Origin of the sequence: Sphingomonas oligophenolica (assembly GCF_039522915.1) — a bacterium.
GTDB classification, from domain to species: domain Bacteria; phylum Pseudomonadota; class Alphaproteobacteria; order Sphingomonadales; family Sphingomonadaceae; genus Sphingomonas; species Sphingomonas oligophenolica.
In genome coordinates this window covers 204439-223983 of sequence record NZ_BAAAEH010000005.1, presented here as the reverse complement: position 1 = coordinate 223983, position 19545 = coordinate 204439, and the positions used below count along the sequence as shown (strand labels likewise).

Sequence of the window (19545 nt, the reverse complement as noted above, 5' to 3'; positions counted from 1 at the left end):
CCGCCGATGTGCGTTTCCAGGTCAATGTGCCATGCCTCCACCGCCGGACTTGGCCGGGCTCATCAGGAAAACGAGCGGCGCCACCACCAGCACCACCACCATCAATTCGCGAAATACATCGAGAAAGGCGAGCATCGACGCCTGGCGCTGGACCTGGCTGTAGAGCACGGCGAGCGGGGTTGTCGTGTCGCCGATGCTGCCGAACGCACTCTGCGCCTTTGCCAGCCAGTCATTGTAGCGCGGGTCGAGTGGATTCAGCTGCTCCACCAGCACTGACTGATGGATCTGCAGGTTCGACGCCAGCAATGTCTGCGCAGACGAAATGCCGATCGTGCCGCCCAGATTGCGCGCCACGTTCAACAGGCTCGACGCCTGTGCCGTCTTGTTCTGGGGTATCCCGGCATAAGCGGCCGTGCTGATCGGCACGAACAGGAATGGCAGCGCCGCCGCCTGAAACAGTCGCGCGAAGGCCGCATCGGCAAAGGAAATATCGGCGGTGAGATGCGACATGTTCCAGAGCGCGAAGGCCTGCACCATCAACGCTGGGAACAAGAGCAGACGGACATCGACAACACCTGACAGGCGCCCGGCAAAAGGCACCATGACGAGAGTCGCGAGCCCCCCGGCGGTCAAAGCGAGCCCGGCATCGAACGAGCTGTATCCCATCACCTGCTGCAGCATCTGCGGGATCAGCTGCGTGGTGCCGAACAGGACCAGCCCGGTCACACCCATCACCAGAAGCGTCGTCGAGAAATTACGGCTCTTGAGCAGTTTGAGATCGACCACCGGATCGTCGTGATTGAGCTCCCAGAGGGCCAGTCCGATCAGCGACACCACCGCAATCGTCGCCGACATGATGATGAAGCCGCTCGAGAACCAGTCCTCCCGCTCGCCGCGATCAAGCGTGAGCTCGAGAAAGCCAAGCCCAAGCGCGATCAGGATGACGCCGATATAATCGATTCGCAGGCCGCGCTTGAGCAGCTTGGCGCGATCGTCCCTGATGCCCTGCGGCTCGTCGACGAAGATGCTGGCGAGGAAGAAGGACGCAATCCCGATCGGCACGTTGATCAGGAACACCCAGTGCCAGCTCCAGGTCTCGGTAATGTAGCCACCCAGCGTCGGCCCGAGCACCGGCCCCACCACCACGACGATCGCGAAGGCGGCGAAGGCCATGCCGCGTTGCCGGGGCGGAAAGGTATCGGCGAGCATCGATTGCTCGACCGGCGCAAGGCCGCCACCGCCTATCCCCTGGAACACGCGGGCGATGACCAACGTCGAGAGATTGGGCGCGAGCCCGCACATCAGCGACGACAGGGTGAACAGCGCGATCGAAATCATGAAATAGCGTTTCCGCCCGATCGCATCGGACAGCCAGCCGCTGATCGGGATGATGATCGCATTGGCAACGAGATAGCTGGTCAGCACCCAGGTCGCCTGGTCGGTCGTGATCGAAAGTCCGCCGGCGATATGGTCGAGCGAGACATTGGCGATCGAAGTGTCGAGCACCTCCATGAAGGTCGGGATACTGATGATACCGACCAGCAGCCACGGACTATAGGGCCCCGCGGCCGAGCGACTGGGGCTCCAGCCGTCTACCACTGCTGCGGTGGCCATATCAGCGGACCTTGACGGTCGGGACCACTGACATGCCCGGCCCGAGCGGATATTTGCGCGGATCCGGCCCGTCCTTGGTATCGAACTCGATCCGCACCGGCACGCGCTGCACGACCTTCACATAATTTCCGGTCGCGTTCTGCGGCGGCAGCAGCGCAAAGGCCTGGCCGGCGCCGCGCTGGACCGAATCGACATGGCCCTTGAACTGAATGTCGGGATAAGCGTCGACTTTGATCGTCACCGGCTGACCGATCCGCATGCGCCTGAGCTGGGTCTCCTTGAAGTTCGCCGTCACCCAGACATGGTCGGGCACGATTGCCATCAACTGGGTGCCCGGCCCCACATAGGAGCCGAGATTGACCTGACGATTGACCACCTGGCCCGAAACCGGCGCGACGAGGCGATTGTCGCCAAGAGTCACCTTTGCCTGCGCGACCTGCGCCCGGCGGGACTCGACCAGCGCCTGGGCAGCGCCGACCTGACGGCGTGCCACCGCGATCTGGGCGGCGGCGCTCTCGATCTGGCGCCGTGCGGCGGCCGCATCCGCGGCGGTCGATCGTGCCTGGGCGCGGGCGGCGTCGAGCTGCTGCCCGGCAATGGCAGTCGGATCGAGCCGCTGCAGCGCCTGATAGCGCGCGAGATCCTGGGCGGCCTTGGCCGCGGTTGCGATCGGTGCGCGCGCCTGGGCAGCGGCCTGGTCACGGGCCGCCTCGGCGGCGGTGACCTGAGCGCGCGATTGCTCGAACTGCGCCTCGGCCTGCTTCACATTGGCGTCCGCCTCCGAAACATGCGCCTCGGTACCCGACGCCTCGATCACCGCGAGGAGGTGGCCAGCCTCGACATGGCGATTGTCGACATCGGCGACTTCCTTGAGCGTTCCTGCCACCGTCGGCGCGATGCGGACGATATGCGCGTCGATAAAGGCGTCGTCAGTCGACTCATATTGGCGCGCATTGAGCCAGAAGAGGAGCGCGCCGATCACCAGCACGGCGACGACGCCGATCAGGATGACCCAGAACAAAGGCTTGCTGAACAGCGACGGCTTCTTCTCCACCCCACCATTCTCGGGGCCGTTCCCTGGCGGCTGATCGTCACCAGCCTGATCATTATTCGTCCTGGGCTGTTCGTCGCTCATGGGAGCTCCTGTCGCTCGGCTATCAGCCTGTCGAGAATGGCATCGGTATTGGCGGCGATCCGCGCACTGAAAATCGCAAGGGCCGAAGGGTCGATCCGGTCGCGCTCAAGGAGCTTGAGGCACGAGGCGCGCGAGGCGCGGATGACGACGACCTGCCCGAACAGCGTGATCGTCGCGATTTGCGCGACATGCGCGTCGCGTCGGCCGGTCGCGATGCAGACCAGCTCGACGAGCCGCCGCATCATCTGGCCCATCAGCCCGCCATAAATGCGTTCGAATGCCTCGGTCGGGTTCATCTGCTCGCGAACGACGAACAGCGACCAGTCCGAATTCACATCGCTTGCCATCTTCGCCGTGAACGCGTCGAGAATGCGATGAATCGATGCGCGTGCCTCCTGGGGCGTCGTCGGCATCTGGCCGAGATCGAGCGCAGCGGCCATATACTGGCCCATCTGCGCGGCAATGTGATCAGCGGCGGCGAGGTAAAGCCCTTCCTTGCCGCCATAATGATAGGTGATCGAGGACATCGCGGTATCCGCCGCGGCAGCGATCTCCCGAGTGCTCGCGCCTTCAAGGCCCTTCAGACCGAATTCGCGGATTGCGATGTCGAGAAGCCGCTGCTGAACCACGCGGCGCCGTTAATTCGTTCGAACGAACAAATCAAGCATGTCGGGAAAGTACCGTGAATTTTCAGGCTCAGCCCAAAACGCGGATCTTCCTCCGGGGTTCCCTGTCGTCAGGCCGCGATCGTCTCGCGGTCCGATCGAGCGGGTTTCCCGATCGGCGCGGGATTGGAGAATTCCATCCCGTCGTCAACCGAACCGAAGCGCAGCGACAGCACGTCGCGAGCGTAATTCTGGTAAAGCTTCCAGGGTTTCTTGTTGCCCTGCTTGGGGAATTTCTCCATCGCCCGCGTCACATAGCCCGAGCTGAAGCTGAGAAACGGCTCGGGCGTCAGCACGTCGTCGCCGATCCGCGGCGTCGCCTGGCGCAACCCGCGCTTCCGCATGGTGTTGAGCAACCGACAGACATAGGCACAGGTGAGATCGGCCTTCAGCGTCCAGGACGCATTGGTATAGCCGAAGGACGACGCCAGGTTCGGCACATCGCTGTACATCATTCCCTTATAGTTGAAGGTCTTGGACAGGTCGACCGGCATACCGTCGACGCTGAACGCGACATCGCTCAGCACCTGGAGCTCGAGCCCAGTCGCAGTGACGATCACGTCAGCGGGCAGTTCGGCACCCGATTCGAGCTTGATCCCGGTCGGCGTGAAGCGCTCGATCTTGTCGGTGACGACTGAGGCCTTGCCTGTCTTGATCGCCTCGAACAGATCGCCATCGGGCACCAGGCACAGGCGTTGATCCCAAGGATTGTAGCGCGGCGTGAAGTGGGTCGCGACGTCGTAGTCGGGGCCGAGTTGCTCGCGGACCATGTCGAGGATCCGGGCCTTGGTCTTTTCGGGCCGCTTGCGCGCAAGATTGTAGAAGAACATCTGGAACAGCACGTTGCGCCACCGCGTGATGTCATAGGCGAGCATTGCGGGCAGCTTGCGCCGCAGCCAGTTGGCGAAACCGTCCTCAGCGGGCCGCGAAACGACATAGGTTGGCGACCGCTGCAGCATCGTCACATGCGCCGCCTTTTCCGCCATTGCCGGCACCAGCGTCACCGCGGTCGCGCCGCTGCCGATCACCACGACCTGCTTGCCGGTATAATCCAGGTCTTCGGGCCAGAATTGCGGATGGACCACCCTCCCCTTGAAGCTGTCCGCATCGGGAAAGTCGGGGGTATGGCCGTGCGCGTAATTATAATAGCCGCTGCACATGAAGAGGAAATTGCAGGTGAAGCTGACCGGCCCGTCGGGACCGTCGGCCTCGACCGTCCAGCGCGCCTCAGGCGTCGACCAGGCAGCACGCTTGACGTGGTGGCCAAAGCGGATGTGCTTGTCGATGCCATAGTCGCGCGCGGTGTCGTTTACATACTTGAGAATCGACGGCCCGTCCGCGATCGCCTTTGCCTCGGTCCAGGGCCGGAACGAATAGCCGAGCGTGTACATGTCCGAATCGGAGCGGATGCCGGGATAACGAAACAGGTCCCACGTCCCCCCGATCGCCTTGCGGCCTTCGAGGATCACATAAGTACGATCGGGGCTCTGCGTCTGGAGATGCCAGCCTGCGCCGATCCCCGAGATACCCGCACCCACTACGACGACGTCAAAATGTTCCATGGCTCTATGACCCTCTCCACGATACCCGATATTCGATTTTTATCGGAGACGCAAAGATCAGTTTCGATCCGCAATGTTTTTTTCAGCCAGCCTTTTCGGCGGCCTTCGCCCTGGCACGATATGCGTGGAGCAGAGGCTCGGTATAGCCATTGGGTTGGGTCAGCCCCTCGAACACCAAAGCCCGCGCCGCCTGCCAGGCCAGACTTTCCGGATGCCCGGACATCGGTCGGTACAGCGGATCGTCGGCATTCTGGACATCGACCTTCGCCGCCATCCGCGCAAAGGCGCCTTCGATATCGGCTTCAGTCGCGACGCCGTGCAACAGCCAGTTGGCCATGTGTTGCGACGAAATGCGCAAGGTTGCCCGGTCCTCCATCAGTCCGATGTCATGGATATCGGGCACCTTGGAGCAGCCCACGCCCTGATCGATCCAGCGCACGACATAGCCCAGAATGCCCTGCGCATTATTGTCGAGCTCATCACGGGCCTCGTCAGGCGTCCAGTTACGCCCTTCCTGCGCGACCGGCACGGTCAACAAGCCGGGGAGCCCCGGAATCGCCTCACGCGCGATTTCCTCCTGTCGCTCGAACACGTCGACCTGGTGATAGTGAATCGCGTGAAGCGTCGCCGCGGTCGGGCTCGGCACCCAGGCAGTGTTGGCGCCCGAGCGGGGGTGCGCGATCTTCTGGTCCATCATGTCGGCCATCCGGTCCGGCGCTGCCCACATGCCCTTGCCGATCTGCGCACGGCCCGAAAACCCATGCGCCAGACCGATGCGGACATTGCGATCCTCATAGGCCTTGATCCACGCGCTCGACTTCATTTCAGCCTTGGGGATCATCGGCCCGGCACGCATCGCCGTGTGCATCTCGTCGCCCGTGCGATCGAGGAACCCGGTGTTGATGAAAACGATTCGGTCCTTCACCGTCTCGATACAGGCAGCGAGATTGGCCGAGGTACGGCGCTCCTCGTCCATCACCCCGACCTTGATGGTGTGGCGCGCCAGACCGAGCAGATTTTCGACCGCATCGAACAGCCGGTTGGTGAAGCCGACCTCTTCGGGCCCATGCATCTTCGGCTTGACGATATAGACCGAGCCGGCGCGGCTGTTGCGGTATGTGCCTAGCCCGCGAAGATCATAGAGAGCAATCGTGCTGGTCATGATCGCGTCGAGGATTCCCTCGGGCGCCTCATTCCCATCGGCAAGCCGCAAGGCCGGCGTCGTCATCAGATGGCCGACATTGCGCACGAAGAGCAGGCTTCGACCGGGCAGCGTCACCGTGTCGCCGTCAAGGCCCTGATAGACGCGATCGGGATTGAGCCGGCGCGTGATCGTCCTGCCGCCCTTGTCGAAGCTCTCTTCCAGGTCGCCCCGCATCAGCCCGAGCCAATTGGCATAGGCGGCAACCTTGTCCTCTGCATCGACCGCAGCGACGGAATCCTCGAGGTCGACGATCGTGGTCAGTGCGGATTCGAGAAGAACGTCCGAGATGCCGGCCAGATCGCTGCGGCCGATCGCGCTCTCGCGATCGACCACGACCTCGATATGCAGGCCGTTATGGCGGAACAGGAAGGAATCGCCCTTGCGACCGACCAGCTGGGACGGGTCGCGCAGCTCGGGCATGCCGCCGCGGCAATCAGCCCATTTCTCTCCCGCCAGCGGCACTGCCTGATCCAGGAACGCCTTCGCATAGTCGATCACCTGGGCGCCGCGCACCGCATCATAGCCGCCGGGGACGGCCATACCCGGCAGCGCGTCAGTCCCGTACAGCGCGTCATACAGGCTCCCCCAGCGCGCATTGGCTGCGTTGAGGACGAAGCGGGCATTGAGCACCGGGACGACGAGCTGCGGCCCGGCCATTGTCGCGATCTCGGCATCGACATTCGCGGTGCCGATGGTGAAGGAGGCAGGCTCGGGAACGAGATAGCCGATGTCGCGCAGGAACGCCTCGTCCACCGCACCACCGGCGACATAGCGCGAATCGATCTTCTCCTGCAGCGCGTCGCGCTTCGCCAGCAAGGCTCGGTTCTCCGGCGCGAAGCTTTTGTAGATGTCGGCCACACCCCGCCACCAGACGCCCGGGTCAATGCCGAGCGGCGGGAGCACCTGCTCTTCGACAAAAGCGGCAAGCGGGGCGGCAACCGACAGGCCGGCGCGATCGAGCATTTCGGGCATTGGACCTCCTGGGTAAGTGCGTCTGCCTGGGGAGGGCTGGGCCGCGCTTAGGCCAGTGGATGGGGGCGCATCAAGCCTGTTCAGGGTCGAGTGGCGCGGCAGACGCTTCCAGCCGCTCGAGCATTGCCCGGAATGTCGCGATCTCGTCGGCCGTGAAACCGGCAAATACCTGTGCCTCGAGCTCGAGTGCCTTGGGGGCAACGCTTTCGTAGAGAGTCTGCCCGGCCGCCGTGAGCGACAGGAGATGCGATCGCCGGTCGTCCGGGTTGGGCCGGCGCTGGACAAGCCCGCGATCGACCAGGGCGATCGCGGCGCGGCTGACCGTCACCTTGTCCATCCGCGTCGCTACCCCGAGCGCCTGCTGGGTCAGCCCCTGGGTTTCGGCGATCACCGCGATCAGCCGCCATTCGGGAATCTTGAGTGCGAACAATGCCTGATAGGCACTGGCGATCGCCGAGGACACGCGATTGGAAGCGATCGACAGGCGATAGGGCAGAAACTGATCGAGCTTGAGCGCTGACATCGGCTGTTGCTACCCCGCGCGGGCAGCTTCGTCACCCCTTCCTGGCTTGACAGAATAATATGGACGGCCATATTGTTTGTCATGGCAAAGGTCTCGAACCGCGAAAAGATCCTGACCGCAGGGTTGCAGGTCGTGCACGAGCGTGGCTTCGGCGGCGCCAGCGTGCGCGATATCGTTCAGGCGGCGGGTGTGCCGCAGGGATCGTTCACCAATCATTTCGTCTCGAAGGAAGCCTTCGGGCTCGAAATTCTCGATCTTTATTTCCAGCAAAGCCTCGCGCTGTTCGCCGAGACGCTGCGCAACGACACGCGCCCGCCCCTTGAACGGCTCGGCGCGTTCCTCGACGCCAATGTCGAACGCGTGTCGGGCGAAGGCGCCTGCAATGGCTGCATGATCGGCAATTTCGCCGCCGAGGCGAGCGATAGCGGTACGATCCGCCCGCGCCTTGCGGAAATCTTCGGTGAGGTGCGCGACGCGATCTCCTCCTGCCTGAAAGCCGCCGTGGTGGCAGGCGACGTGCGCGGGGATCTCGATTGCGACGATATCGCTGCCTTCCTGGTAACCGCGCTGCAGGGCGCAAACCTCCTCGCCAAGGTCGAGCGAAGCGCCGAGCCGATGAAACGCGTCAAGCGAATCACCCTCGACAAACTGCTCCGCTAAAGGCCTCCCCGCCTTGGCGTCTGCTGGCCATTTCCGCGAAAGCGGTAACCATCTCCCGGATCGGGCGGGATGATGAGCACGGGGCCGATCCGCGCCGTCGTGCCGATGGTGGAAAATAACACAAGTTAAACAGTAGCTTGTAAAATTAATATGGACGACCGTATTTGCACTCTTGCGCATAAATACGTACGTACATATTTGATGTGTCGCGGCGCATTCGGCGCTGCTCCAGTTATCAGGGATCATCACAATGTCAGCACCCGTCGTCCTCATTACCGGCGCCCTTACCGGCATCGGCAGCGCCACTGCCCGGGCCTTTGCCCGCGAAGGCGCGAAGCTCATCGTTTCCGGTCGTCACGACGATGCCGGCGCAAAACTGGTCACCGAGTTGAAGGAGCTGGGTGGCGAGGCTGCCTTCATCCGTGCCGACGTACGCCGTGAGGAGGATCTCCGCGCGCTTGTCGACCAGACCGTCGCGACATTCGGCCGGCTCGATATCGCGGTCAACAATGCCGGCACTGAAGGCACGCCGGGGCCAGTCACCGAGCAGACCGTCGAGAGCTATGCTGCGACCTTCGATTCCAACGTCCTCGGCACGCTGCTGAGCATGAAGCATGAACTGCGCGTGATGCAGGCGCAGGGTGGCGGCGCGATCGTCAATGTTTCGTCAGTGCTGGGTCAGGCGGCGTTCGCCAACACCTCGGTCTACACAGCGAGCAAGCACGCTGTGGAGGGCCTGACCAAGGCTGCTGCGCTTGAAGGCGCCCCCTATGGTGTCCGGGTCAATGCCGTTGCCCCCGGGCCGATCGATACCGGTATGCTCGACCGCTTCACTGGCGGATCGGCCGAGGGCAAGGCGCAGCTCGTCGCGACCATCCCGCTCCAGCGCGCCGGCGCGCCCGACGAGATTGCCCAGACGATCCTGTTCCTGGCATCGGAGAAGGCCTCGTTCATCACCGGCCACATCGTCAACGCCGATGGCGGCAAGCGCGCTGCCCTTTGATTCCAACCGGGCGGTCCTTCGAGGCCGCCCTTTTTTGCTGAAGGGGGCCTGCCGATCGGGAAATTTGGAACGGCGCGATGGCATGGCAGGCGGGAAGTGGACGGCAGCGCGAAACTGTTATATAGTTTCATCTGTTACCACTTGCCCGCACGGAGCATCCCGACATGACCGACCCGCACGATAACCCCATGGGCCTGGACGGCTTCGAGTTCGTCGAATTCACCGGCCCCGATCCTGATGCGCTGGCCGACCTGTTCGTGAAGATGGGCTTCACTCATGTCGGCACCCACCGCTCGAAGAATGTCCGCCGTTATGCGCAAGGCGATATCAATTTCCTGCTCAACATGGACGCGTCCGGCCAGGTCGCCGATTTCAGAAAAGAACACGGCCCCTCGGCCAACGCGATGGCGTTCCGTGTCGCTGATGCCGCAAAGGCACTGAAGCTGGCCGTGGAGCGCGGTGCGGTGGCGGTCGAGGGCAAGGTCGGCCCGGCCGAGCTCAACATTCCGGCGATCGAGGGCATTGGCGGCGCGAACCTCTATCTGGTCGATCGTCGCGGTGCGGCGACGATCTACGACATCGATTTCGAGCCGGTCGACGGCGCCGGCGCAGACGATCATTCGGTCGGGCTGCATACGCTCGACCATCTCACCCATAATCTCCAGCGCGGGCGGATGGATTATTGGGCGAATTATTACGAGCGCATCTTCAACTTCCGCCAGATACGCTATTTCGACATTGAGGGTCAGGCGACCGGCCTGTTCTCCAAGGCGATGACGGCACCCGACGACAAGATCCGCATTCCGCTCAACGAGAGCCAGGACGAGCATTCGCAGATCGAGGAATTCATCAAGGACTATAGGGGCGAAGGCATCCAGCATCTCGCGCTTGCGACTGATGACATCTTCGCCACAGTGGACAAGCTCCGCGCCAACGGCATCCGCTTCCAGACCACGCCGCAGACCTATTTCGACCTGATCGACAAACGGCTGCCCGGGCACAACCACGACGTCGAGGAAATGCGCAAGCGCGACATCCTGATCGACGGCGCACCCGAAACCGGCGGCGGGCTGCTGCTGCAGATCTTCACCGAGAATATGGTCGGGCCGATCTTCTTCGAAATCATCCAGCGCAAGGGCAATGACGGCTTTGGCGAGGGCAATTTCAAGGCGCTGTTCGAGTCGATCGAGCTTGACCAGATCAGGCGGGGCGTGGTGCCCGGGAAGGTCGAGGCCTGACTTCCTGCTCCCCTTGTGGGAGAAGGATACGGAGACTTGGCAGCTTGCTGCCTAGTCGGAGTTGGATGAGGGGGATGAGGCTCGAGACAATCGAGTGTCCCCCTCACCCTCCCACTGCCTGCGGCAGCGGGCCCCTCCCTCTCCCACAAGGGGAGAGGGGAAAAAGGATGCGGGAATGCCTGACTACCAAACCGGCTTCGGCAACCACTTCTCCACCGAGGCAATCCCCGGTGCTCTCCCGATCGGCCGCAACTCACCGCAAAGGCCCGCTTTCGGTTTGTACGCCGAGCAACTCAGCGGCACTGCCTTCACGGCCCCCCGCCACGAGAATCGCCGCTCCTGGCTCTATCGCCTGCGCCCTTCAGCCGCGCATCCCGCCTTTACCCGCTACCAGGGCGCGAAGCAGTTCGCTCCAGGCCTGAGCAAGGAACCCCTTGCCCCCAATCGCCTGCGCTGGGGTCCGCTCGAGATCGAGGATGCCGACTGGCTCGACAGCCTGACGACGATGGTCGTCGCCGGAGACGGCCCGAAGAGCCAGGCCGGCGTCGCGATGCACATCTATCGCGCCGAGAAGGACATGGTCGATCGCGCCTTCGTATCGGCCGATGGCGAGCTGCTGATCCTGCCCGAAATGGGCGCGCTCACCCTCTATACCGAGCTCGGCCGGATCGACGTGAAGCCCGGCGAGATCGCGCTGATCCCCCGCGGCGTCCGGTTCCGTGTTATTCTGCCGGAGGGCAAGGCACGCGGCTATGTCGCCGAGAATCACGGCGTCCCGTTCCGCCTGCCCGACCTCGGCCCGATCGGCTCGAATGGCCTTGCCAACCCGCGCGATTTCGAAACGCCGGTCGCCTGGTTCGAGGACCGCGAGGGCGATTTCGAGCTGGTCCAGAAATTCCTCGGCAAGCTCTGGACCACCAATCTCGGCCGCTCCCCGATGGATGTCGTCGCCTGGCACGGCAATTACGCGCCGTGGAAATATGATCTCGCGCGCTTCAACACGATCGGTACGGTCAGCTTCGACCATCCCGATCCCTCCATCTTCACTGTCCTCACCTCGCCGAGCGACGTGCCCGGTACGGCCAATGTCGATTTCGTGATCTTCCCGCCGCGCTGGATGGTGGCGGAAGACACGTTCCGTCCGCCCTGGTTCCACCGCAACACGATGAGCGAATGCATGGGCCTGATTTCGGGTGCCTATGACGCCAAGGCAGATGGTTTCGTCCCCGGTGCATTGTCGCTTCACAACCAGATGAGCGGGCACGGCCCCGATGTCGCGAGCTGGAAGGGCGCGAGCGAGGCTGAGCTCAAGCCGCACAAGATCGAGGGCACCATGGCCTTCATGATCGAAAGCCGCTGGGTATTCACGCCCACCGACCAGGCACTCGCAACCAGCGCGCTCGATGAAGACTATGATCAGGTGTGGTCGGGCTTCCCAAAGGCCCGATTGCCGGACTGACTTGCTTTCGATCATCCATATTTCCGGGAACGTAAAGCGGAAGGAAGCGTCTTGTTTGCGATATGACCGCACACCTGACCCCGCTTCATTCCTGGCAACACCGCGCGCAGACCGAGCTCGAGGGCATGCTCCACGACCATGTGTCCGATGCCGACTTCCCTTGCGTCGGCGCGAAGGCGGCGCTGGCGCGCGGCACGCTCGAAGTGCTCGCCTGCGACCGGATCGACAGCGCCTGGGACGATCTGCGCATCCATGATGGGCTGCTGACCTTCGCTGCCGCCTATCGCAAGGAGCCGAGCCTCTTCCGCAGCTTCGCGGTGGTGTTCGAGGGCCCCGAAGACCTTGATGAGGCGCGGTTCGAGGCTGCGCTGTGGAAGCGCGCCCAATCGCTGTCCGACAAGGATGTATGGCGCGGGCAGGACTATGACGCGTCGGTGAGCCATGATCCGGACAGCCCGCATTTCTCGCTGAGCTTCGGCGGCGAGGCGTTCTTCATTGTCGGGCTGCATCCCGATGCGAGCCGTCCGGCGCGACGTTTCTCGCGGCCGGCGATGGTGTTCAACCTGCACGATCAGTTCGAGATTCTGCGCGCCGAGGGCAAATATGAAGGCATGCGCGAGAAGATCCTGGTGCGCGACGAGGCGCTGGCTGGGTCGCGCAATCCGATGCTGGCGCGCCATGGCGAGGCGAGCGAAGCCCGGCAATATAGCGGCCGCGTTGTCGGCGATGGCTGGAAGTGCCCGTTTCACTATGCCGGTGCGCCCGAGTGAGCCGCACAATCGAGATACCCGAACGCAGCGGCACCGCCTTTCGGCTCCGCAAGGGGGAGATGCTGACGGTGATCGATCCGCGTGGGGAGCAGGTCGCCGATCTGCTCGCCTTCAACGCCGGCGATGTCGGCGAGGTGATCTCGTCGGGCCGAACGCTTGACTATGCCGGGCGGATCTATCTGACGACCGGCGACAAGCTCTATTCAAACCGCTCGACCGTGATGTTGGAGATCGTCGAGGATACGGTCGGCCGCCACGATTTTCTGTTGACGCCCTGTTCCTATGATACCTTCCATCACTTCTATCCGCGCCTCGAACCGCACCGCGGCTGCTTCGGTAATCTGGCTGAGGCGCTTGCGCCCTATGGCGTCATCCCCGATCAGATCCCGATCGCGTTCAACTGCTTCATGAATGTGCCGGTCGATGGCGAGACCGGGAGGCTCAAGGTCCTGCCTCCGATCAGCAAGGCCGGCGACCATATCTCCTTCCGCGCCGCGATCGACCTGATCATCGGCCTCACCGCCTGTTCCGCGCCCGATTCCAATGGCGGCAGCTTCAAGCCGATCCACTACCGGATCGACTCCGGGAAGTAATCCCGGACTATCCGCCGAGCCCGCGATTCGTGGTCCAGGCGACGACGAACAACACGACCGCCAGCCCAAGCGTCGCAATCGTGATCCATCGATTCCGCTGGCCGGTCGCGATCTGCCAAATGCCGTTGATCATCGTTCCGACCCCGAAAATGATCACGATCGCGAACAATCGCAGAATCATGTGCGCCTGCTCGGCGGTGCCGGTGAAATTGCTGCCAGGCGCGTAAGGGCGGAGCAGCGACGGCGCCATATTCCAGGTGATGGTGCCCATCAGCGCCACAAGGAACAGCCCGACCAGCAGCAGGAACCAGCCGAGCCTGCGCACCATTTTCGGCGTGCGCATCTTCGTGCCGCATTTCGGGCATTTCTCGACACTGCCGTCGACGATTTCACGGCACGAGAAGGAAAGGCATTGGCTGGTTTGCGGCATGATTATCCCCTTTGTGGTTCGTATCAAGGCGCCGCCTCCCTTTGCGGGAGTACGGCGCAATCGCGACCATCAATCGGCAATTCTCAAGCCGTACGGCTTACCCTTTCATCTGGCGTTTGACCGAGGCCATCGTCGCCTTGCCATAAGGCGGCTTCAGCCCGGCGAGCTTGGCCACGTCGAGCTTCGCCTGCTTGTATACGCTCTTGGCATGGCTGAACGTCCTGAAACCGTCCAGCCCGTGATAGGCGCCCATGCCCGAGGGCCCGATCCCGCCGAACGGCAGATCCTCCATGCTGATATGGAAGATCACATCGTCGAGCGTGACGCCGCCGGCGATGGTGCGGTCGAGCACCTGGCGGCGTTCTGCATCGTCGGTGCCGAAATAATAGAGACCGAGAGGACGGTCGCGGTCGTTCACCTGATCGATCGCATCGCCGATGCTCGTATAGCGGCGCACCGGGAGGATCGGGCCGAAGATTTCCTCCTGCATCACCGCCATGTCGTCAGTCACGTCAGTGACGATGTGGAGCGGCATCTTGCGCGCATTGGACGCGCCGAAATCCTCATTGGCCGGGTTCACCACCTCGATCCTGGCCCCCTTCGCGCGGGCATCGTCGAGCAGGCCGTTCAATCGCGCGAAATGGCGATCGTTGATGATCGCGGTGTAGTCGGGATTGGCGAGCACGCTCGGATACATCGCGGTCGCCGCCGCCTTGAGGCCGCTCACCACCCCCGCCTCCTGATCGGCGGTGACCAGCACGTAATCGGGCGCGAGGCAGATCTGCCCGGCGTTCATCATCTTGCCGATCGCGACCCGCTCGGTGGCCTGCGCGACATTGGCGCCCTTGCCGATGATCACCGGCGACTTGCCGCCAAGCTCGAGCGTGACCGGCGTGAGGTTGTCCGCCGCCGCGTGGAGGATGTGCTTGCCGACCGCGGTCGCACCGGTGAAGATCAGGTGGTCGAAGGGCAGCTCGGCAAAGGCCTTGCCGACATCGGGCCCGCCCGAGACGAAGGCCAGCTCGTCGAGCGCGAAATATTTGCCGACGATCTCCTCGAACAAATCAGCGACGCGCGGGGTATATTCGGACGTCTTGACCATCGCCCGGTTGCCTGCCGCGAGCACCCCGGCGAGCGGCGCCATCACGAGGTTGACCGGGAAATTCCACGGCGCGATCACGCCGACCACGCCCTTGGGCTGATATTCGATCCACGCCCTGGCGCCGAGGAGGCCGAGCGGGAACTGGACCGGGCGCTTCTCCGCCCTCGCCCATTTCTCCACTGACTTGATCGCGTGGTTGATCGGCGCGATCGAGCTGGCGATATCGGTGAGCATCGATTGCTCCCGGCTGCGATGGCCGAAATCCTCGCTCAGCGCATCGCAGAAACGGGCGGCATTGTCCGAGATCATCGCGGCGGCGCGCTTCAGCCGATCCTTGCGAACGGCGATGGAGACAGGAAGCTCAGCCATGAAGGCGCCGCGCTGTTCGGCCAGGATATCCCGCATCGTCGCCATCGTCATTCTCTCCCCAAGCATCGTGTCGAAAAGGGGAAACCGGTTTTCGACAAAATACGATGCGACCACATTATACTCGGCTTCCTTCAGGTGCAGCCGATCAATCCCACCACGGGCAGCACGACACCGTCCTGTCCCTTGCGATCCAGCCGCAATGTACCCCCCGGCACCGAGGCGCCATCCTTGATATCGCCGCGCGCGGCCACCGTCATGTCGATCGTCGCGGTGACGTCGCCCGATCCGAAATCGGTGCTGTTCGAAAAGCCGAAGCCGGCATCGCCATGCTGCGCGGTACGCGGCAGATCCGTAATCGTGCCGCCGAGCGACAAACGCAGCATTGCGGGATCGGCGGTCACCATCGCGACCAGGGTGCGCGTGCCGGTGGCGCTCCACAGAAAGGCGGCGCAGCCCTTGGCCGGCAACGCCTGTTTCGGCAGCGCGCCGAGCGGCAGTCCGTCGAGCGGAGGCGGCGCCGCCTGCGCGGTCGTGACCAGCATCGACAGGATCGCGAGCGCCTTCATCCCGGCGATCCTAACAGGAACAGCCATGCCGGGTAAGCGGCGATCGCGAGCAGCGCCCCGAACGGCACACGATCATCGAGCCTGGCCGCCTTGCCGCGAACCATGCCGACAAGGGCGAAGGCGAGCCCGGTAAGCGCCGCGAGCAGCAACACGGGCGGCAGCATCCGCCAGCCGAGCCAGAGGCCGATCGCGCCGAACAATTTGGGGTCGCCGCCACCCAGGCCCTCGCGACCGCGCAGGTGACGATAGGCGAAACCGACCAGCCAGAGCGCTGCGAAACCGACTACCCCGCCGATCGACCGATCAGCGAGCGATGGCTCGACACCCGCCAGCCCGGCACCCAGGCCGGTCAGCCCGAGGGCGAGCGTCAATCGGTCGGGCAGCCAGAATTCAGCGATGTCGAGCGCCGCGAGGGCGAGCAGGAGCCAGCCGAATACCGCCCCCGCCAATCCCGCCGGCCCGGGCACGACCAGGCCGGCGACCGCGCCGATGCCGAGCGCGGCCAGCTCGATCTGCCAGTGGCGCGGATCGATCGGCGCGGCGCAGTGGCGGCATCGCCCGCGTGACATCGCCGCACTGACGAGCGGGATCAGGTCGCGCGGATCGAGCACGATATCGCACCCATCGCAGTGCGACCTGCCCTTCAGGACCGAGCGCTCCTGCGGCCAGCGGATCACCAGCGTCGCGATGAAGCTGCCGAGCACGGCGCCCAGTACGCCCAGCCCGACCGGCCACAGCCAGGCTTCAGGCCCAACTGGCGACGCCCAGGCCTCAGCCATTAAGCTTCTTGCGGATCAGATAGCGATAGACGCCGAACAGGTTGATCGCGAACAGCACGACATTCTGAGTGCCGAGCGCCCAGTCATGCGTCAGCGCCGATCCTGTGATCCAGGCGATGCTCGAGGCGACGAAGAGGACGAAACCCCAGCCCGTGATCCTGCGGCCGGCGTCGAGCGATACCATCGCCGCCGCTATCATCCCGCTGCCTGACGCGAACCATTTGAACGCATTGATGAGGATGTCGTGCATCGCCAAGCGATACGCTGCGGTACTCCCCGCGTCATCCCGGCTTCTGCGCCAGCAAGGCAGTAAATATTGCAGTGCACCCTCGCTAAACCCTGCAATCTGGGCTATCATGAATCATGCCCAAGCCTGAATTTGCCTCGCACAGCGTTTCCATCGCGATCGATGCCGCCGACATCGATTTCATGGGGCACGTAAACAATGCCAGCTATCTGAAATGGGTGCAGGAAGCGGTGATCAATCACTGGCAGCGCTTCGCTCCCGCCGATGCGGTCGCCTCGCATCTCTGGGTCGCGTTGAAACACGAGATCACCTATCGCCGCCCGACCTTTCTCAATGACGAGGTGATCGCCACCGTCCTGCTCGAAAAGGTGCAGGGCGCCCGCGCCTTTTACGAGACGGTCATCAAGCGCGGCGAGGAGGTGCTGGCCGAGGTGAAATCGAGCTGGTGCTATCTCGACGCCGAAACGCTGCGGCCGGCGCGGATCGCGCAGAATGTGGTTGAACGCTTCTTCAAGGCTTAGGCCGCGCCTACAATGTCAGCGTATAGTAGCGGCTGAACGCCTCATCGCGATAGTCCGCAAACGGCCCGCATGACGTAAAGCCTGCCCGCTCGTACATCGCGCGGGCCGGCGCGAAGGGCGCGTTGCTCCCTGTTTCCAGGCTCAGCCGCGAATAACCGCGGCGTCGCCCTTCAGCGATCAGGTGATCGAGCATCGTCGCCGCCACGCCGCGACGGAGGTGCGCTGGGGCCGTCCGCATCGATTTCACTTCGCCATGGCCTGCATCGAGCTGCTTCAGCCCGCCCATGCCGAGCAACGCCTCGCCATCCCAGGCCGACCACAGGGTCACGGCCGGGTCGCGCAAGCCGCTCAGGTCGAGCGCGAAGACGCTGCCGGGTGGCGAATTCTCGAAGGCCGATCGCAGATGGAGCTCGATCAGGGCCACCACATCCGGGTGAGTCAGGTCGTCACGAACGATCCGCATCGCGCTCAATTCAGCGTCTCGTCAGCAGTCACGCCCCAGAGATGGTTCGCCTCGACATAGCCGCCGCGACCGCGCACGTCGAAATAACACCAGCCGCGCGCGCATTTGCTCAGGCGCCCGACGACGCCGGGCGCGGCGCGCCACAGTATCTTGCCGCCATAGCGGGGCGAATCGCGCAGCTCGGCGACCGTGCCCATCACCAGCCCGGTGCGCGTGTCGGAGATCAAGGTACCCATCATCCAGCCCTGCGTGCCGCTCGGGTCTTCGATCTTCACCCAGGCGCCGCGGTCATAGAATTCGAGTATCTTCACCGGCAGATCGGCGCGCTGATAGAGCCAGCTAGCCGGATAGGTCTTGGCCGGTCCCGTGCGCATCCGCGCCTTGCCCGCCGAGATCGACCCGAAATACGGCGTCTTTTTCTGCACGAGCCCGGCAAGCGATGGAGCCGCCAGCGCCATCATCGTCACCGCAAGCAGGATTCTCGCCCCGAAACGCATACTTGCCCAATCCCCTGATCGCGGAATCCTTACCGCGTTCGCGCGCCACGCTTCAACCCGAGTTGACGAGGCCAAACTGCTTCGCCAAGCCTGATTCATGCCCGAAATGAGACGCGCCCCGAATCCGAAGGTTCCCAATCCACGGGTGATCGTCACCCGCGAGCTGGCCGAGGCAGTGATGGTCCGGATGGAGCAGTTGTTCGACACGACGAACAATCGCGGCGACACGCCGATGAGCCAGGCGCAGCTCGCTGCGGCGATGTCCGACTGCGACGTGTTCGTGCCGACCGTGACCGACGACATCAACGCGAGCCTCATCAGCGGCGCCGGCGAGCGGCTGAGGCTGATCGCCAACTACGGCGCCGGCGTGAACCATATCGACCTGAAGGCGGCGCGGGCGCGCGGCATCATCGTCACCAACACCCCCGGCGTGCTGACCGAGGATACTGCCGACATGACGATGGCACTGATTCTCTCGGTGCCGCGCCGCCTTGCCGAGGGCGAGAAGCTGGTCCGATCGGGGCAATGGAAGGGTTGGTCACCGGGCGGGATGCTGGGCCACCGCATCGGCGGCAAGGCGCTCGGCATCATCGGCATGGGCCGGATCGGCCGGGCGGTCGCCGCCCGCGCACGCGCCTTTGGACTCACCATCCATTACCATAATCGTCACCGCCTCCCCGCCTCGGTCGAGGCAGAATTCGCGGCGACCTGGCACGAAACGCTCGATTCATTGCTCGCGATTGCTGACATCCTGACCATCCACACACCCCGCAATGCCGAGAGCGAGAACATGATCGACGCGCGGCGGATCGGGCTGATGAAGCCGGATGCCTTTCTGATCAACGCAGCGCGCGGCGGCATTGTCGACGAGGATGCGCTGATCGACGCGCTCGAGGCCGGGCGGCTCGGCGGCGCGGGGCTCGATGTGTGGAAGCACGAGCCCGAGATCGATCCCCGGCTGCTGGCACTGCCCAATGTCGTGATGCTGCCGCATATGGGATCAGCCACCTATGAAGGCCGGCTGGCGATGGGCGAGAAGGTGATCGCCAATATCCGCATGTGGGCCGACGGCCACCGGCCGCCCGATCAGGTGCTCGAGGGGTGGGTCTAGGCTCGCTTCAACAAGAACCAACGATGGGAAAGAGCGGATCGGGAGAACCCGATAGCGTCTGT

Annotated in this window: 21 protein-coding genes; 8 read left to right on the top strand and 13 right to left on the bottom strand. The window is 63.7% G+C overall.

Features of this window, described 5'->3' with window-relative positions:
- Positions 1–21: 21 nt before the first annotated feature.
- The 6 genes from ABD050_RS03545 to ABD050_RS03520 all read right to left on the bottom strand — a co-directional run bounded on the left by ABD050_RS03545 (position 22) and on the right by ABD050_RS03520 (position 7675).
- Positions 22–1614: a DHA2 family efflux MFS transporter permease subunit gene (locus ABD050_RS03545; RefSeq protein WP_343887759.1), complete on the bottom strand. Its 1593-nt coding sequence runs from the start codon at positions 1612–1614 to the stop codon at positions 22–24.
- A 1-nt stretch (position 1615) separates the two neighbouring features.
- Positions 1616–2749, bottom strand: coding sequence for an HlyD family secretion protein (locus ABD050_RS03540; RefSeq protein WP_343887758.1), 1134 nt, complete (start codon positions 2747–2749; stop codon positions 1616–1618).
- A complete protein-coding gene (locus tag ABD050_RS03535) occupies positions 2746–3378 on the bottom strand; it encodes a CerR family C-terminal domain-containing protein (RefSeq protein WP_343887757.1) in 633 nt (210 codons plus the stop codon). Before ABD050_RS03535 ends, ABD050_RS03540 begins: the two co-directional genes overlap by 4 nt.
- A 107-nt stretch (positions 3379–3485) precedes the next feature.
- Positions 3486–4976: a flavin-containing monooxygenase gene (locus ABD050_RS03530; RefSeq protein ID WP_343887756.1), complete on the bottom strand. Its 1491-nt coding sequence runs from the start codon at positions 4974–4976 to the stop codon at positions 3486–3488.
- A gap of 82 nt (positions 4977–5058) precedes the next feature.
- Positions 5059–7152, bottom strand: coding sequence for a malate synthase G (locus tag ABD050_RS03525; protein ID WP_343887755.1), 2094 nt, complete (start codon positions 7150–7152; stop codon positions 5059–5061).
- A gap of 70 nt (positions 7153–7222) precedes the next feature.
- A complete protein-coding gene (locus ABD050_RS03520; protein ID WP_343887754.1) occupies positions 7223–7675 on the bottom strand; it encodes a MarR family winged helix-turn-helix transcriptional regulator in 453 nt (150 codons plus the stop codon).
- A gap of 81 nt (positions 7676–7756) precedes the next feature.
- Here ABD050_RS03520 and ABD050_RS03515 point away from each other — a divergent pair, with 81 nt between their 5' ends.
- The 6 genes from ABD050_RS03515 (at position 7757) to ABD050_RS03490 (ending at position 13398) form a co-directional block, all read left to right on the top strand.
- The gene (locus ABD050_RS03515; RefSeq protein WP_343887753.1) at positions 7757–8335 is read left to right on the top strand and encodes a TetR/AcrR family transcriptional regulator; all 579 of its coding nucleotides are present in this window, start codon (positions 7757–7759) and stop codon (positions 8333–8335) included.
- Positions 8336–8585: 250 nt separating this feature from the next.
- Positions 8586–9338: an SDR family NAD(P)-dependent oxidoreductase gene (locus ABD050_RS03510; RefSeq protein ID WP_343887752.1), complete on the top strand. Its 753-nt coding sequence runs from the start codon at positions 8586–8588 to the stop codon at positions 9336–9338.
- A 164-nt stretch (positions 9339–9502) separates the two neighbouring features.
- The gene (hppD, locus tag ABD050_RS03505) at positions 9503–10576 is read left to right on the top strand and encodes a 4-hydroxyphenylpyruvate dioxygenase (RefSeq protein WP_343887751.1); all 1074 of its coding nucleotides are present in this window, start codon (positions 9503–9505) and stop codon (positions 10574–10576) included.
- A 175-nt stretch (positions 10577–10751) separates the two neighbouring features.
- The gene (gene hmgA, locus ABD050_RS03500) at positions 10752–12035 is read left to right on the top strand and encodes a homogentisate 1,2-dioxygenase (RefSeq protein WP_343887750.1); all 1284 of its coding nucleotides are present in this window, start codon (positions 10752–10754) and stop codon (positions 12033–12035) included.
- 62 nt (positions 12036–12097) lie between these two features.
- A complete protein-coding gene (gene gntA, locus ABD050_RS03495; protein WP_343887749.1) occupies positions 12098–12805 on the top strand; it encodes a guanitoxin biosynthesis heme-dependent pre-guanitoxin N-hydroxylase GntA in 708 nt (235 codons plus the stop codon).
- Positions 12802–13398, top strand: coding sequence for a DUF1989 domain-containing protein (locus tag ABD050_RS03490; RefSeq protein ID WP_343887748.1), 597 nt, complete (start codon positions 12802–12804; stop codon positions 13396–13398). The genes gntA and ABD050_RS03490 overlap by 4 nt, the downstream gene beginning before the upstream one ends.
- 7 nt (positions 13399–13405) lie before the next feature.
- Here ABD050_RS03490 and ABD050_RS03485 read toward each other — a convergent pair whose 3' ends face one another.
- The 5 genes from ABD050_RS03485 to ABD050_RS03465 form a co-directional block, all read right to left on the bottom strand.
- Positions 13406–13828 (bottom strand): hypothetical protein, encoded by a 423-nt coding sequence (locus ABD050_RS03485; RefSeq protein ID WP_343887747.1) that lies wholly within the window; start codon positions 13826–13828, stop codon positions 13406–13408.
- A 97-nt stretch (positions 13829–13925) separates the two neighbouring features.
- Positions 13926–15344 (bottom strand): coniferyl aldehyde dehydrogenase, encoded by a 1419-nt coding sequence (locus tag ABD050_RS03480; RefSeq protein WP_425542404.1) that lies wholly within the window; start codon positions 15342–15344, stop codon positions 13926–13928.
- Between the two features lie 86 nt (positions 15345–15430).
- Positions 15431–15892 carry a hypothetical protein gene (locus ABD050_RS03475; protein ID WP_343887745.1) on the bottom strand — a complete coding sequence of 154 codons (462 nt, stop codon included), beginning with the start codon at positions 15890–15892 and terminating at the stop codon, positions 15431–15433.
- Positions 15862–16644, bottom strand: a complete 783-nt coding sequence (locus tag ABD050_RS03470) for a prepilin peptidase (RefSeq protein WP_343887744.1) — start codon at positions 16642–16644, stop codon at positions 15862–15864. The genes ABD050_RS03475 and ABD050_RS03470 overlap by 31 nt, the downstream gene beginning before the upstream one ends.
- Entirely contained in the window at positions 16637–16894 is a 258-nt protein-coding gene (locus ABD050_RS03465) for a hypothetical protein (RefSeq protein ID WP_343887743.1), read from the bottom strand. Before ABD050_RS03465 ends, ABD050_RS03470 begins: the two co-directional genes overlap by 8 nt.
- Before the next feature lie 113 nt (positions 16895–17007).
- Between ABD050_RS03465 and ABD050_RS03460 the strand changes: the two genes are divergently transcribed.
- Positions 17008–17412 (top strand): acyl-CoA thioesterase, encoded by a 405-nt coding sequence (locus ABD050_RS03460; RefSeq protein ID WP_343887742.1) that lies wholly within the window; start codon positions 17008–17010, stop codon positions 17410–17412.
- Positions 17413–17419: 7 nt separating this feature from the next.
- Here ABD050_RS03460 and ABD050_RS03455 read toward each other — a convergent pair whose 3' ends face one another.
- Both ABD050_RS03455 and ABD050_RS03450 read right to left on the bottom strand, forming a co-directional pair.
- Positions 17420–17875 (bottom strand): GNAT family N-acetyltransferase, encoded by a 456-nt coding sequence (locus ABD050_RS03455; RefSeq protein ID WP_343887741.1) that lies wholly within the window; start codon positions 17873–17875, stop codon positions 17420–17422.
- Between the two features lie 5 nt (positions 17876–17880).
- On the bottom strand, positions 17881–18372 hold the full coding sequence (locus ABD050_RS03450; RefSeq protein WP_343887740.1) for an SH3 domain-containing protein: 492 nt from the start codon (positions 18370–18372) through the stop codon (positions 17881–17883).
- Between the two features lie 97 nt (positions 18373–18469).
- Between ABD050_RS03450 and ABD050_RS03445 the strand changes: the two genes are divergently transcribed.
- Entirely contained in the window at positions 18470–19483 is a 1014-nt protein-coding gene (locus tag ABD050_RS03445) for a 2-hydroxyacid dehydrogenase (RefSeq protein ID WP_343887739.1), read from the top strand.
- Positions 19484–19545: the final 62 nt, after the last annotated feature.